Raw genomic sequence first — 13311 nt, 5'->3', positions numbered from 1 at the left:
GTTTGGGGCCCCAAACACCCAAAACACTCCCCGGGTGTCCGCGGGGCGGCGTTTTAAAATTCGGGGGGGGGGGTTGGGGGGGGGGGGCCACCCCCCGCCGGGGGTTGTGGTGCCGGCCGTCGTAAGCCGAATTCTGTACCCGGCGAACCGGGTGCGGCCATTTCTCTGGGACGACGGTCGCCCGTCGCCTCGTCGGACCGTTGTCGATCCTGTTGCGGCCTACCCGTGGACACACGCGTCGGGCCGACGCGACTGTTGCCAGTGGCCCACTGTTTGGCCTTGCTGCCGGTGGGGTTTGCCCTGCCACGACTGTCACCAGCCGCGCGGTGCGCTCTTACCGCACCATTTCACCCTTACCTCATTGCTGAGGCGGTTTGTTTTCTGTGGCACTTTCCGTCGATGTCGCCATCGCCTTGCCGTTAGCAAGCACCGTTGCCCTTTGCAGTTCGGACTTTCCTCACGCCCCCGCACGAGCGAGGACGCGCGGCCGCTCAGGCCGACACCTGACGACACTACGGCGACCGCGATGGGCTACGCATTGGCTACGACAACCAGCCAACCAGCGGGATGATGCCAGACGCGGCGAGCACCAACGCCAGCCCGACCATCGGCAACGCCAGGGCCAGGAGCGACGCCCTGATCATCGGCCGATGCCGCCAGAGCGTGGCGAGGCCGACGACCGCGCCGACGGGTCCGACGAGGCTCGCCAGCAGCAGTCCGAGCGATGGAACGGAGGGCCGACCGAGGGTGGCGATCGTCGCGACGTCGCCGAGCTGGAAGTAGACGAAGCCGATGAGCAACACCCAGAACGCGACACCTGCCAAGGCGAGGCTGCCGAACGGAACCAGCGCCGATCGGCCGTCGCTTCGACCGAAGACGCGTCGCACCAGCAAGACGACGAGTGCGAGCGGTGCGGCAATCGCAGAGACGAGGCCGGCGACCAGCACGCCTGCCTCCGACCAGTACGCCCATGACGACACGCGGCGGTAGCTTTCGCCATCGACCCAGAAGCGGTCTTCGTTGACTTGGCTCGTAGCACCGCTGGCCACCGGAAGTGACTCGGCCCGGTAGAGATTCTCGCCGACACGCGACCACGTGGTCGGCTGACCGATCCAGAGCGGCTTGACGAACAGGCCTTCGTCGGTCGGCGTGAGGCGTCGGGCGTCGAGCAGCGAGAAGAGCCATGCCCGCTGAACGCCGTCGTGCGAGTGGTTGACGTAGAGCCCGCCGATTTCGTCGATGGGCGCTCCAAGATCGCGTGCCGATTCGACGACCGTGCCTGACTTGAAAGACATCTTTCTGTCGAGAAACCGTCGAAGCTGCATGACGCCGCGATCGTCGGCGGTGTCGGCGAGGAGGACGTAGCCGGACATTCCATCCGGGTCGTACATCAGCGTCGCGCGGAAGCCTTCGGTCTTGCCCCAGTGACCGCGGAGGACGGCGTCACCGGCGAAGTAGGCGAACGTGCCAAGGCCGTAGCTGCCTCGTCCACCGCCCGCGTCGGCGAGCAGGCCAGTTTCGCCGCGTTCCAGGCGGGCAACGCTGTCGCTGGTCAGGAAGTCGCCGCCGTCGGCAAGGAGCATCCGAACGACCTTCGTCAGATCGCCCGCGGTCGTGACGGCCGACCCGGCGGGGCGAACCGGCATCTGCCAGACAGCTGCCGGCGATCCGTCGGCCTGAAAGCTTGGAGGCGACTTGGCGTCGAACGTCGTCGATGTCAGGCCGAGCGGTTCGAGCACCTCGCGATGCATGAGCGTGTCGAAGTCGTCGCCCCACGCTCGCTCCACGACGGCGGCTGCGACGGTGTAGCCGGGGTTCGAGTACGAGTAGTGGAGCCCCGGCTGCCAGCGCAGGTCGAACGGGCCAAACAGCGAGACGTACTGCGACGGCAGCAGACCCGGGGCAGAGGTCGCGTACTCGCTTGGCCCACTGCCGGCAAGGCCGCCGGTGTGTTCGAGCAGGTGGGCCAGCGTCACGTCGTTCGCCCCGTCGCCTGTCAGGACGCCGGGCAAGTGCTGGTGAACGGTGTCATCGAGTGACACGACGCCGGCCTCGGTCGCACGCAGGACAAGCAGCGCCGTCAGCAGCTTGCTGACGGAGCCGGCCCGGTAGAGACGGTCGGCATCGCCCGAGATCGCAACGCCAATGTCGCCGATGAGCACTGCAGAGGCGTTCTGAATCGCGGTCTTGTCGAGCTCCTGCTGGAACCCGAGCAGGACGGGCGCGTCGGCATCGGACGTGGGAACCACGCCTTGCGCGGTGGCAGCCTGGATCGTCTCCATCACCTTGGAAGCGCTGCTCCACTTGTCGAGCTCGGCCGAGAGGTTGCACAGGACGACGATCGCCGTCTTGGATTTGGGCAGCCAGACAGCGCTGCTGCTGAAGCCCGGGACGTCGCCGTGATGGCCGTAGCCGTCGCCGATCCGATGGGCGTGAAAGCCGTACTCGAAGTCGCCATCGTCCTCGGTCGGCTCGAAGTCGAGCAGGATGTCCAGCATCTCAGTCGAGAGCAGCTCGCCGCCGAAGAGCGCGGCGACGAATCGGGCCGTGTCCGTCGCGGTGCCAGTCATCTCGCCAGCGGCGTTGGTCCAGCTAGGGCTCCAGTCGGTCGCGTCGAACCAGACGTGGTTGTCCGTCCCGCCGTAGCCGACGAGGTCTTCGGGCTTGCCGTAGCGGTAGCCGCGGACGGTCACGGGCATGTCGGCAAAGCCGGTGTCGTCAAGGGCCAACGGTTCAAGGATGCGGTTGCGGACGTGGTCGCGCCAGCCCTTGCCGGTCGCGTTCTCGATCGCGAGGGCCAGGAGCAGGCTGTTGGTGTTGCCGTAGGCCCAAACCTCGCCGGGCTCGAATCGCGGGCCGGGCTCGAACGCGTAACGCATCAACTCATCTGGCGTGCGCTGGCGGGCCGGCTCTGCGGCGAGGACCTTGTGGAACGGCATCTGGCGAATCGCGTCGTCGAGCCCGCTGGTGTGCCTGCCGAGCATGCGGAGCGTGATGCGATCGCCGTTGGGCACGCCGTCGACGTAGTCGCCGATCGTCGTGTCGAGCGACAGCGTGCCCTCGTCGACGAGCTGCAGGACGACGGTTGCGAGGTAGAGCTTGGAGACGCTGCCGAGGCGGACGACGGCATCGGCTGGCATCGCGGTCTCGCCGGTGTCGTCCGCGTTGCCGACGGCAAAGACCTCCTGCTGGTTCGCGTTGTGGATCGCGACGACGGCACCGGGCGTGTCAAGTGATAAAACCCGCTCCTCGACCTTCTGCTGCAGCGACACGAGTCGGTGCGGTTTCGGCGGCTCGAACTCACTTGCTGCGACCGGGTCGCAAGGCCACATGAGACCGGTTATCAGTAGAAAACAGCAGGTGCAGGAATAGAATGGGGACGGCACCGGCCTGCTGGCGGCTCTGCTCAACGGCGAGGAACGGTGCCCCCATTTCTGACCCAACAACACTCGTAACACGGAGTTCAACATGTTGACCATTCACGACGGACAGTGCGGCATCTGCGTTCACTTCGGCGAGACCAAGAAGGACGACCAGCCGAGGCTCGTTCAGATCCGGACGAGCCGGCAGGCACCGGTGGATCTCGTCGAGCCCTGCGGCCACCCGAAGCATCGCAGCGTCGAGCTCAAGGTGACGCCGATCAGCTCGTGCGAAGGCTTCACACCTGCGAAGCCGAGCATGAACTGAATGCGGCCAACCCTAGACAACCGAAAGCGCCCCGCGTCCCACTCGGGATGCGGGGCGTCTTGCCAGGCAGAGCGGTTATCGCCGACGGCGGAGCAGTCCGCCCAGGGCGAGCAGGCCGAGCGTGGCCGTGGTCGGCTCGGGGACGAGCACGAGCTGTGCCGACGCGAAAAAGTCGGGTCCACCGGTCAGGTCGAAGAAGAACGTCTCTCCAGACTCGCCCGCGAAGGGATCGGTCAGGAAAACCGTGTCGGTCGTCGGGTCGGTCGAACGCCCGTCGCTTGAGATGTTCATCGCGGCCACTTCGTTGTCGATGACGCCCCGAGTGGTCGGGACGATCGTGTTGGAGAGGTTGCCCTCGACCACGGTCTCGAAGAGTGAGAAGCCGCCGTAGGCGAAGTCGTCCTCGTCACCCGAGCCGATGATGGCCGACTGCACATTCGCGACGCCAGTGCCGTCGACGCCGATGAAGCCGAACTTCTGCCCGGCGTCCTCGAGGAGTACGCTGATCTGCGTCGGGGTGACGCCGTCACGCAGGAAGCCGGCGTTCTCGTCCGAGAGCGTGGAGAAGTCGAGGTCGTAGTCGATCGTGACCTCGTTGCTGGGCGTGATCGTGACCGTCGTGACGGCATTGGGCGTGAAGTCGGGCAGGTAGATGTCGTCCCGATTCTGGGTCGCGTTGCCATCAGCCCGGCCAGCGCCGGCGTCGATGCTGGCTTGCGTCAGCGGGCCTTCGGTCCGAAGCGAAACGGCCTCAAGGCGGTTGAGCAGCGGCGAGTGGAGATAGATGCCACCCACGCCGTTGTCGGGCGTGATGGAGTAGGTGCCCGGTCCGGTGTAATCCGGAATGTAAATCTGGCCACTAAACCGGAGCCAGTCCGGGCTGCCCAAGCCGGCGAAGCCGTCCAGGCCGTTGACGAGGGCGTTGAGCGCCGTGCCAGGGACAAACGGGCTCAGCGTCTCAACGCCGGCCGGACCCTCGTAGGAGGTGAGGTTGGTCGTGAAGTTGATGACGGCAGAGTCTGCCGACGCTGACGAGACGACACCAACGGATGTCGCAGCAGCGAGGATGAGTGAAACGCGGGTCGCGTTGGACATGATTTCTCCAGTAAAGAGATGTGGGAGAGAAGGCGACGTCGAAGAAAAACGTCGTGTAAAGTTCGGTGTTGACAGCCGGTAAGGACGCCTGATTCGATTGCGTCTAGCTCAAGCCGAAACGTGGAGACGCACTTACCAATCTCGCCACCGGCTGGCGTGTTGCTCCTGGTTCAAAACGATGTCAGCAGAAGCACTCGCGACTGCTAGGTGATCCGAATGGGCTCCGTCCGGTCAGGCGTGTTGGTGTGGGCTTTGGCGTACTGGTGGGCAACCTCGTCGACGGCCTCGCGGAGGATGGGCCAGCGACGGGCAATCTCGGCAACACTGCAGAAGAGCAGCGCGGCCTCGGACGGCAGCAGGTGGAGTGTCGTCGGGCCGACGGTCACGTGAATGGTTCCGTGTTGACAGACCTGGGCCCGGACGTGCTGGGCGGCGTCGGTGTCAGCTGATCGACACATGATGGTTCTCCTGTTGATTGAACATGCGGCGGCGACGGGCGAGCAGGGCGAGGCTCGAAAGGAACGCGACGACGGCGGACGTCGTGGGCTCGGGCACGACCGTCGCGTACCACGCGTCCAGCGCAGCCACGTCGGAGCCGTTGATGACGGGTGACCCGATCGTGTCGATGACCGTCCGGCCGAAGTTGGCCCGGAGAATGCCGAAGTCGGCAAGGTCGACGACGACGTCGCCGTTGAAGTCGGCTTCGGCGTACCCGACCGTGTCGGCCTCGCCGAAGTTGGCTCGGAGGATGCCGAAGTCAGCCAGGTCGACGGTGCCGTCGCCGTTCGCGTCTCCCGGCAGGCGAACCGCATCGACCTCGGCCGCCCGATTGAGGATCAGGCGAACGGGCGATCCACTGACGCCGGACGCGGCATCGTCCAGACCGTCGACTTCGAAGGCGAAGTCTCGACCGGTGAACTTGAGCGTTCCTTCGGTGTTGAAGACGGACGCCAGCGGCAGCGGCAGGCTCGGATCGTCGATGAATGGCTCCGCTTCAATGACGTTCGGAAACGCGAAGACGTCGACGTCGACTTCAAGCTCGATGGACGTCAACACGCCGCCCGTGAACGTCAGGCCTGTGCCGCTGAACGTGGCGGAATCCTCGACGATTCGCACGATGTTGGCCGCCTCGTTCCGGTTGCTGCGTCCGTCCGGGTTGACCGCACCGATCGGATCGTCCGCGGTGAAGCCACCACGATCGGCTGCGCTGATCTTGGTGCGGTTCTGTGCCTGAAACTCGGTGCCGTCGAAGCTGAAGCTGACCTGCGATGCGGGAATGACGCTGATACCCGTCGGCGAGACGAGCGTCGGGTCGTAGTCGAGCGTTCCGATGTCGGTGAGATGGAAGTCTTCGTCCTCAGTGAAGGCCTCGCTGAACTCGCCATTGACAAAGTTCGGGTTGACCGGCTGGCCGACAATCAGATCGTCCGTCACATCGGTGAAGATGCTCGAATTGATCGGGTGCAGCGGATTCGGATAGTCGAGCCCGAATTGATACGGCTCGACCTGCAGAATGATGATGTCTGCCGACTGGCTCGGATCCTGCGCCGCGTAGGTCGGATAGTCGAAGAATTTGGGATTGTTCGGGTTACTCGACTGGGTTCCCGGTCCCCCCGGGATTCCGAACTCCGGGTTGAAGCCGACGGTCGCGTAGTAGCCGGTCGCGTCGTCCCCAGCGAGTGACACGCTCGCGACTTGCGCCGCCGCCGTCCCCGCGACGCAAAATGCCAAGACGAAGCTGTGTGTGTTGAGGAGGTTCATGCAAATTCTCTCAATCCGGAAGACGTCTGAAGGTGATTACAAACTCAAGCGATCTCCTGGTGGCGTTCAGCGTCCTTCACTTATGGTTCATCGAACAAACATCAGATCGTTCTCGCGAATGTTGTCCGTGTTGGGGTCGAGGTATCCGATCTTGCGGATGATGGTCGCGTCGTCTTGCGGGAAGGCAAAGTTGACCGGGTCCATCTCCTCATACAACGTGACGGGGACCAGCTCGACGTGTCCGTCCGCAAACGCGACGTTGGCCGACCCATCGCCGTGTCGGCCGTGGACGTTGGGCGGTGCCTGAGCCGGGCCGGTGATCGTCGTCGGTGGGCCAGCAACACCTAGCGGCGGATAGAGGTTGGCCTCGGGATGGGGCTTGAGGCCGGTGACTGAGTCGAAGTCTGCCCCGTCGGCAAACGTGACCTTGCGGGTCGGATCGTCGATCGTTCCCAGATTGAGACCGATGTAGTTGCCCGGCGTCTGCTGTGCGGGCGGCAGTTCTTGCCGGAAATCGCGCACGCTCAGCAGCAGCCCGTTGTATCCGTAGGACATCTCCGGCGGCGGAAAACCTTCTGCTCGAAGAATGAGTTCGTCGACGGCCGTGACCTCGCGCACCACCCACTCGGGACAGACGAGAATGTCGTTCACGTTGTCGAAGTAGGGGGAAAAGAGCGCGAACTCCTGCTGCTCGCGGTAGGGCACGTTGACCTTCGACGACCACCAGAACAGGTTTGTCCCCTGCACGCCTGTGACGTCCTCCAGATTCGGCGCGAACACGCTGTGGGGCACGGCCCGCCCCTTGTTGTCGTTGGCAAACAGAACCCATGCCTCCCCAAGCTGTTTGACCTGAGTGGCACACTTCACCTGCGCGGCAGAGCTTCTGGCACGCGACAGCGTCGGCAACAGGACGCCGACGAGGAGCGCAATGATGCCGATGACGACCAGGAGCTCGACCAACGTGAAGCCGCGTCGCATCGCTGAAGCTTTCTAGACTCGCGAAAACGTCGATTCAAGACAAATTGAGATTTTATCTCATCTGTGAATCAGGGCGATCCGTGCCGGCTCGCAAGGCGTTGTCGCGCTGCTCGGCGTGCTAGGTTCGAGCGTGCCCGACCTCTTCGTCATCGCCGGCCCGTGTGTGATCGAGTCGCGCGACGTCTGCCTCCAGGTCGGCCAGGCCGTCAAGGCGGCGTGTGAGCGGGCGGGCGTCGACTACGTTTTCAAAGCCAGCTTTGACAAGGCGAATCGTTCGTCCGCGTCGAGCTATCGCGGGCCGGGCGTCGACGAGGGCCTCGACATCCTCCGTGACGTCGGTCAGGAGCTCGGCGTGCGGACCGTGACCGACGTGCACGAGCCACAGCACCCGGCGACGGCGGCGGAGGTGGTCGACGTGTTGCAGGTGCCCGCCTTCCTCGCGCGGCAGACGAGCCTGCTGACCGCGTGCGGCAAGACTGGCAAGATCGTGAACATCAAGAAAGGCCAGTTCATGGCACCGTCCGAGATGGCGACGGCCGTCGATAAGGTGAAGGCGGCGGGCGAGAGTGAGGTCTGGCTCACCGAACGCGGCACCTTCTTCGGCTACGGCAGGCTGGTCAACGATTTCGGCGGGCTGCGGACGATGGCACAGACCGGTTGCCCCGTGGTCTTCGACGCGACGCACTCCACGCAGACGCCCGCAAGCCTCGGCGGCAAGAGCGGCGGCGACCCGACGTTGGCACCGATCCTCGCCCGCGCGGCCGTCGCGGCAGGCGTCGACGGTGTCTTCATCGAATGCCACCCCGATCCCACGAACGCCAAGAGCGACGCCGCCAGCATGATGCTGCTTGACGACGTGCCGCGGCTCATCGACGAGCTGGCCGGGTTGGCGACGCTGCGGACGTCGTGGCAGGGCGGCTAGCGCGGAACAAGCGCCCCACGCGGCACCACTTGCCCCGGCGGTTTGGTCGGCTAAACTGTCGGCCCGCCAGTCCTGCTGGTGGAGACAACCCGACGCGGATGTAGCTCAGTGGTAGAGCATCACGTTGCCAACGTGAGGGTCGTGAGTTCGAATCTCATCATCCGCTTGCCGACCGTCGATCGCTGCGAGATTGTCTTGATCGACTCTCAGCTGTTTGCCTCGTTCCCGTAGCTCAATTGGATAGAGCGTCGGCCTCCGAAGCCGAAGGTTACAGGTTCGAGCCCTGTCGGGAACGCTGTGCAGCTTTGCGTCTTGCGACCGACGCGGCAGCTTGGACACGTAAGCAACGCCGAAGCTTCCGGGCTTTATGCAGCGACGCTTGCCTGATGCCGGTCTCGGGCGAGGCGGATGCCGATCTTGCCCGTCACCCACGGCACCACCCGGTCGCCGCGGACCCAGGCAGGCAGGCCGCTGAGCCCGCCGCCGAAGTTGCACAGGTTTGCAAAGTAGGTCTCGACCTGTCGACGGGTCGCCAGCAGCTGCCGCACGAATGGGTCGGGCCCCTCCAGCCGGTCGATCATTGCCAACCTCGCCCGACTCTGCGGGCGACTTCCGGTGCCTTGGGGCGGCCTCCTGCCGCGTGCCTTGCGACGCGGGGCGACGAGCACCTGATCGTTGGCCTCGGCCGCGTCGAACAGGCGCGTCGCGTGGTAGTTGGCGTCGCCAAGGACGTAGCCCGGTCCGGCCTCGGCGAGCAGCCGCTCGGCCACACGTCTCTCGTCGATGTGCATCGGCATCACGGCGAAGGCGGTGGGCTTGTTGCTCTTGGCGTAGACCGCGTGGAGCTTGTAGCCCTTGGCCAGCCCGCCGGCCCCGCGGCCGAAGGTGGCTTGCTTGTCGCCGCTGTGGCGGGCCACAGGCAGCGGCTTACCGACGATGCGTCGGACGATCGCCCCTGGCCCCCTGGCCGGGTCGGCTTCCTCAAGTTCGTCGAGCAGCATCGTCAAGAGGCGTGCGACGCCGGGGCGTTGCAGTCGCCGGCTCAAGGTCGACTGGTCGGGCATCGGCATCGGCGGCCGGGCGTGGGTCCAGTTGCCCGGGTCGCACGCCCAGGAGGTCGGCCGGTCGTGGAGGACGGCAAAGAGGTAGACCCGCACGATGCGAGCGTCGGGATGCGTGAAGCGTCGGTGCGGCGGGCGGAGGCGGGCGGCGACGCAGGTGAGAGCGGCCGATAAGATCGGCCAGAGTTGGCGTTCGATGGTGGTGACTCCTTGTCGAGTGAAAGCAACGCCACCATCGTCGCCAACTCGCTGTCGCGCAACGCACTAACAACGAAGGCGCATAAAGCCCTTCCGCTTCGGCGTTCCGCGTCCCGTTGAAGCCGCTCGGTCCAGCAGGTTGGCGTCTCGGAACAGTCACGCGACTTGCGATGACTGAGCATGACTCTGCTTGTTGCTCTGAAGCCATGAACGTCGGTCGTGTCGCAAATCCGTTCGCCGTTGACCAATTCTGCCGGCTCCTGAATGATCGGGCCATGGCAGCCACGGAATCGGACTCCTCCCGCAACACGATCGTCACGCCGACGAGGCGGATCACGCACCCGGCGCTGGCCAAGCTCAAGGCCCAGTTTTCCGACATCGGCCTCGCGGCGGGTGAGTTTCGCGACATGGTCACTGTCCGCGTCCCGCGCGAGCACATCGTCGCGGTGGCGACCTTCCTTCGCGATGACGAGGAGCTTCGATACGACCTGCTCCACGAGTTGCTCGCGACGGACTACCTGAAGTTTCCCGGCGGCTCGCCCGGACGATTCGCTGTCACCTACGGCCTGACGAGCACTGGCAGCAACAATCGTCTCTGGCTCAAGGTGTTCCTCGATCCTGAGCGATCGACCGCGCCGGGCGACGACGAGTACCGCGACGAAGAGGCTGCCGAAAAGGGCGATCCGGGGCTGTTCATCGACTCGATGACGGGCGTTTACCCCGGAGCCGAGTGGCCTGAGCGTGAGGCGTACGACATGTTCGGCATCGTCTTCCGCGGTCATCCGGACCTGCGCCGACTGCTCACGTGGAATGGCTTCGACGCAAGGCCGCTACGCAAGGACTACCCGCTGCGTGGCGTCGGCGAGCGCGAGAGCTACCCGATTGTCACGCGTGAGACGGCCTGACGCTGAAGGTGCGAGTCGTCACAATCGGTCGGACCGGAATTGCGTCTGTTGCCTTGTTCTGGCGAATCTTGGGACGCCGGGACACCGGCTGCTCCTCTGGACGTAGGTTTGCCCCGACGCATGCGTACCCGACTCACCGCCATCGCCTCCGCCGCCGCCACGACGCTCGCCGCCAGCAGCTTCGCTTCGGCCGTCGATCCGTTCGATCCCGGCACCTACTACGACAACATCGATCCGGCCGCGGGCAACCTGATCGGCCAACTCGAAACGCGTTTGGCGCAAGGGCACAGCCAGACGACCTACGGCGAAGTGCGATTCGCCCTGCCGGTCACCGATCAGGATCCCAATGACTCGAGCAACATGCTGCTCGTCTACACGCGGGACTCCAACGACGGGCAGTGGCAGAGCGGCGATTACCAGACTCGCGAGCACGTCTGGCCTGTCAGCCGTCTCGGCACCAGCGGCAGCAATTCGACGCGTGGTCGCTACGGCGACATCCACATGCTCAAGCCCGCCGAGGCCGGCATCAACAGCGATCGCGCCAACTTCAGCTTCGGCTTCGGCGGACGCACCGGTGCGGCACGCGTCAACTCCGGCCCGGACGGCGGCTACTTCTTCCCCGGCGATGCCGACAAGGGCGACGTCGCACGCATCGCCTTCTATGCGGCAACCCGCTGGCGTGCGAACGGTCTCAAGCTCGTCGACGGCATCGGTGATCCGAATGACGAGGAGATGGGCGATCTCACGTCGCTGCTGCTCTGGCACTACCTTGACACGCCAGACGATTTCGAGCGTCGGCGAAACCAAGTCATTTTCGACGACTACACGAACAACCGGAACGCCTACATCGATCGGCCCGAGTACGCGTGGGCCGTCTTCCGCGGCAACGACAACGACACACGTCTTGACGTCACGACCAACGACACGACGGACTTCGGCAAAGTGCTCGTAGGCGCGAGCGTCGATGCGACGGTGGACCTGACGGTCGAAAAGACCGGTGCCGACGGGACCTACTACGAGGTGCGCGTCGACGGCGACGTCACGTCTGACGCAGCTGGCCGGTACAACGCGCTCACGCTCGGGACGTCGCCAACCGCGCGGCTGGCCACCATCTCGGCGAGTCTGCCGAGTGGCTTCAACAACACCATCGGCCAGTACGGCGGGACCGTGACCGTTGACAACCTCGACGTCACCACCGGCGGCGGTTTCGATCGTGGGGCCAACGACGCAGACGACGTCGTCTCGCTCTCGGCAACCGTCGTCGCGCAGAGCAACGCGTCGTTCTCCAACAGCGCTGACGTCGAGGCGTTCACCCTCGACCTCGGCATCATCGGTCAGGGTCTGGGCGACTTCACCGACTCGGTCGACGTCTTCAACTTCGCCGGCGGGATCGACCCGGCACTGCTCGCGGGACTCGACGTCGACGGCACCGATGCCGGCCTGTTCGGCGGGACCGACTTCGCGGCATTTCTCGCCAACGCGTCGGCGAGTGACCTGGCGGCGGGTGCGTCGACCGGCGTCGAAGTCACGCTCAACGATGACGCCATCGGCGACTTTTCTGCCGGGTTCCTCATCGGCACCAGCGACGCCGACAACGTTCTCGGCGGGCGCGGATTCCTCGCCGGCGACTCGCTCGAGCTGTCGGTGTTGGGCGAAGTTCGGCTGCCCGGCGACGCCGATGGCGACGGCGCCGTGGCACTGTCAGACTTCGGCATTTTGCGGGCGAACTTCGGTACCAGTCCGGACGGATTTGTATTCGGCGACTTCAACCGCGACGGCAACGTCGACCTGTCCGACTTCGGCATCCTGCGGAGCAATTTCGGTGGTACTGCCTCCGACCTTCAGCTGCTCGACGCGTGGGTGTCGACGATCCCCGAGCCCGCGGCGGCGGGGGTTGTGCTGATCGGCTGCTCGCTGGTGCTCCGCCGGCGTCGCGCCTAGGGACGGATGCCACGACGCTCACGCTGGCGGGCGTACTCGATGCTGTACCGCGTCCATGGCCGGGCTTCGAGCCGGGCCTTGGAGATCATCTGGCCAGTGCCTTCGCAGATTCCATAGGTCTTCTTGTCCACCTTGCCCAGCGCATGGTCGATCTCGTCGATCACTCGTCGACCGCGGTCGGCGAGGTCGAGGGTGAACTCCTGCTCGTACATGTCCGTCCCGACGTCGGCCATGTGGACCGGCAGCGTCGAGAGGTTGCTGCCTTCAGACTTCAGGGCTTCCTTCTCCATGCCCTCGATATCGCCCAGCAGCTGCCGACGATGCAAAAGCAGGAGGTGGCGAAACTTGTCTAGGTCCTTGGTGAGGAGCTTCGTTTTCGTCAGCCGCGGCTTGTCCGCGTGGGTGGCATCATCGGAGCCGTCACTGCCGGGCTTACCCGCCAGGAAGCTCAGGCCGCTGCCGACGCTCACGGGCACCGACGACTTGGTGACGGCTGATGACTTGACCTCGATCTGACTGGCCGACGGCGTCGAGCGAGCCGAGCGCGACTTGGGCGTGGTCGGCTTCCTGGCAACGGTCTTCTTCGCGACCTTCTTCTTGGCCGGAGCTTTCTTTGCGGGCGCGGCCTTCGTCACCTTCTTTGCGACCTTCTTCTTGGCAGCCGCAGTCGAACGTGCCGGCTTGCGAGCCGCAGTCGCATTCTTCTTGGCCGAGGCGGAACGAGCCGCCGTTTTCTTCGGCGTGGCCTTCTTCGCGGTGCTCG

The 13311-nt window shown here is 65.0% G+C and carries 11 protein-coding genes, 2 tRNA genes and 1 other RNA gene; 6 read left to right on the top strand and 8 right to left on the bottom strand.

Annotated elements, in window-relative coordinates; all coding sequences use genetic code 11:
* Positions 1-104: 104 nt before the first annotated feature.
* Together rnpB and AAGI46_10230 are read right to left on the bottom strand one after the other, a co-directional pair.
* Positions 105-504, bottom strand: an RNA gene (rnpB, locus tag AAGI46_10235) — RNase P RNA component class A.
* Positions 505-542: 38 nt separating this feature from the next.
* The gene (locus tag AAGI46_10230; GenBank protein MEM1012580.1) at positions 543-3272 is read right to left on the bottom strand and encodes a serine hydrolase; all 2730 of its coding nucleotides are present in this window, start codon (positions 3270-3272) and stop codon (positions 543-545) included.
* Positions 3273-3468: 196 nt separating this feature from the next.
* Between AAGI46_10230 and AAGI46_10225 the strand changes: the two genes are divergently transcribed.
* The gene (locus AAGI46_10225; protein ID MEM1012579.1) at positions 3469-3687 is read left to right on the top strand and encodes a hypothetical protein; all 219 of its coding nucleotides are present in this window, start codon (positions 3469-3471) and stop codon (positions 3685-3687) included.
* Positions 3688-3762: 75 nt separating this feature from the next.
* Here AAGI46_10225 and AAGI46_10220 read toward each other — a convergent pair whose 3' ends face one another.
* The 4 genes from AAGI46_10220 to AAGI46_10205 all read right to left on the bottom strand — a co-directional run bounded on the left by AAGI46_10220 (position 3763) and on the right by AAGI46_10205 (position 7521).
* Positions 3763-4782, bottom strand: coding sequence for an MYXO-CTERM sorting domain-containing protein (locus AAGI46_10220; GenBank protein ID MEM1012578.1), 1020 nt, complete (start codon positions 4780-4782; stop codon positions 3763-3765).
* Positions 4783-4985: 203 nt separating this feature from the next.
* Positions 4986-5240 (bottom strand): hypothetical protein, encoded by a 255-nt coding sequence (locus AAGI46_10215; GenBank protein MEM1012577.1) that lies wholly within the window; start codon positions 5238-5240, stop codon positions 4986-4988.
* Positions 5224-6543, bottom strand: a complete 1320-nt coding sequence (locus tag AAGI46_10210) for a dockerin type I domain-containing protein (GenBank protein ID MEM1012576.1) — start codon at positions 6541-6543, stop codon at positions 5224-5226. Before AAGI46_10210 ends, AAGI46_10215 begins: the two co-directional genes overlap by 17 nt.
* An 87-nt stretch (positions 6544-6630) precedes the next feature.
* Positions 6631-7521 carry a prepilin-type N-terminal cleavage/methylation domain-containing protein gene (locus AAGI46_10205; GenBank protein ID MEM1012575.1) on the bottom strand — a complete coding sequence of 297 codons (891 nt, stop codon included), beginning with the start codon at positions 7519-7521 and terminating at the stop codon, positions 6631-6633.
* Between the two features lie 130 nt (positions 7522-7651).
* On the opposite strand from AAGI46_10205, the gene kdsA reads away from it, so the two are divergent.
* The 3 genes from kdsA to AAGI46_10190 all read left to right on the top strand — a co-directional run bounded on the left by kdsA (position 7652) and on the right by AAGI46_10190 (position 8738).
* The gene (gene kdsA, locus AAGI46_10200) at positions 7652-8443 is read left to right on the top strand and encodes a 3-deoxy-8-phosphooctulonate synthase (GenBank protein ID MEM1012574.1); all 792 of its coding nucleotides are present in this window, start codon (positions 7652-7654) and stop codon (positions 8441-8443) included.
* 94 nt (positions 8444-8537) lie between these two features.
* Positions 8538-8609 (top strand) — tRNA-Gly (locus tag AAGI46_10195).
* Positions 8610-8664: 55 nt separating this feature from the next.
* Positions 8665-8738, top strand: a tRNA-Arg gene (locus AAGI46_10190).
* Between the two features lie 70 nt (positions 8739-8808).
* On the opposite strand, the gene AAGI46_10185 is transcribed toward AAGI46_10190, so the two are convergent.
* Positions 8809-9600: a transposase gene (locus AAGI46_10185; protein MEM1012573.1), complete on the bottom strand. Its 792-nt coding sequence runs from the start codon at positions 9598-9600 to the stop codon at positions 8809-8811.
* A 377-nt stretch (positions 9601-9977) separates the two neighbouring features.
* Between AAGI46_10185 and AAGI46_10180 the strand changes: the two genes are divergently transcribed.
* On the top strand, positions 9978-10607 hold the full coding sequence (locus AAGI46_10180) for an NADH-quinone oxidoreductase subunit C (GenBank protein MEM1012572.1): 630 nt from the start codon (positions 9978-9980) through the stop codon (positions 10605-10607).
* A gap of 120 nt (positions 10608-10727) precedes the next feature.
* A complete protein-coding gene (locus tag AAGI46_10175; GenBank protein ID MEM1012571.1) occupies positions 10728-12548 on the top strand; it encodes an endonuclease in 1821 nt (606 codons plus the stop codon).
* Here AAGI46_10175 and AAGI46_10170 read toward each other — a convergent pair.
* Positions 12545-13311, bottom strand: a 767-nt coding sequence (locus AAGI46_10170) for a TraR/DksA C4-type zinc finger protein (protein ID MEM1012570.1), incomplete at its 5' end; no start/stop codon positions are given. The genes AAGI46_10175 and AAGI46_10170 overlap by 4 nt on opposite strands.

The organism is Planctomycetota bacterium, from assembly GCA_038746835.1.
Classification (GTDB): domain Bacteria; phylum Planctomycetota; class Phycisphaerae; order Tepidisphaerales; family Tepidisphaeraceae; genus JBCDKH01.
This window is presented reverse-complemented; position numbering and strand designations above follow the sequence as displayed.

Coding starts and splice junctions, on each gene's coding strand:
- AAGI46_10205 (MEM1012575.1), bottom strand. CDS start 7,521: ATGCGACGCGGCTTCACGTTGGTCGAGCTCCTGGTCGTCATCGGCATC.
- AAGI46_10180 (MEM1012572.1), top strand. CDS start 9,978: ATGGCAGCCACGGAATCGGACTCCTCCCGCAACACGATCGTCACGCCG.
- AAGI46_10210 (MEM1012576.1), bottom strand. CDS start 6,543: ATGAACCTCCTCAACACACACAGCTTCGTCTTGGCATTTTGCGTCGCG.
- AAGI46_10220 (MEM1012578.1), bottom strand. CDS start 4,782: ATGTCCAACGCGACCCGCGTTTCACTCATCCTCGCTGCTGCGACATCC.
- AAGI46_10175 (MEM1012571.1), top strand. CDS start 10,728: ATGCGTACCCGACTCACCGCCATCGCCTCCGCCGCCGCCACGACGCTC.
- AAGI46_10215 (MEM1012577.1), bottom strand. CDS start 5,240: ATGTGTCGATCAGCTGACACCGACGCCGCCCAGCACGTCCGGGCCCAG.
- AAGI46_10225 (MEM1012579.1), top strand. CDS start 3,469: ATGTTGACCATTCACGACGGACAGTGCGGCATCTGCGTTCACTTCGGC.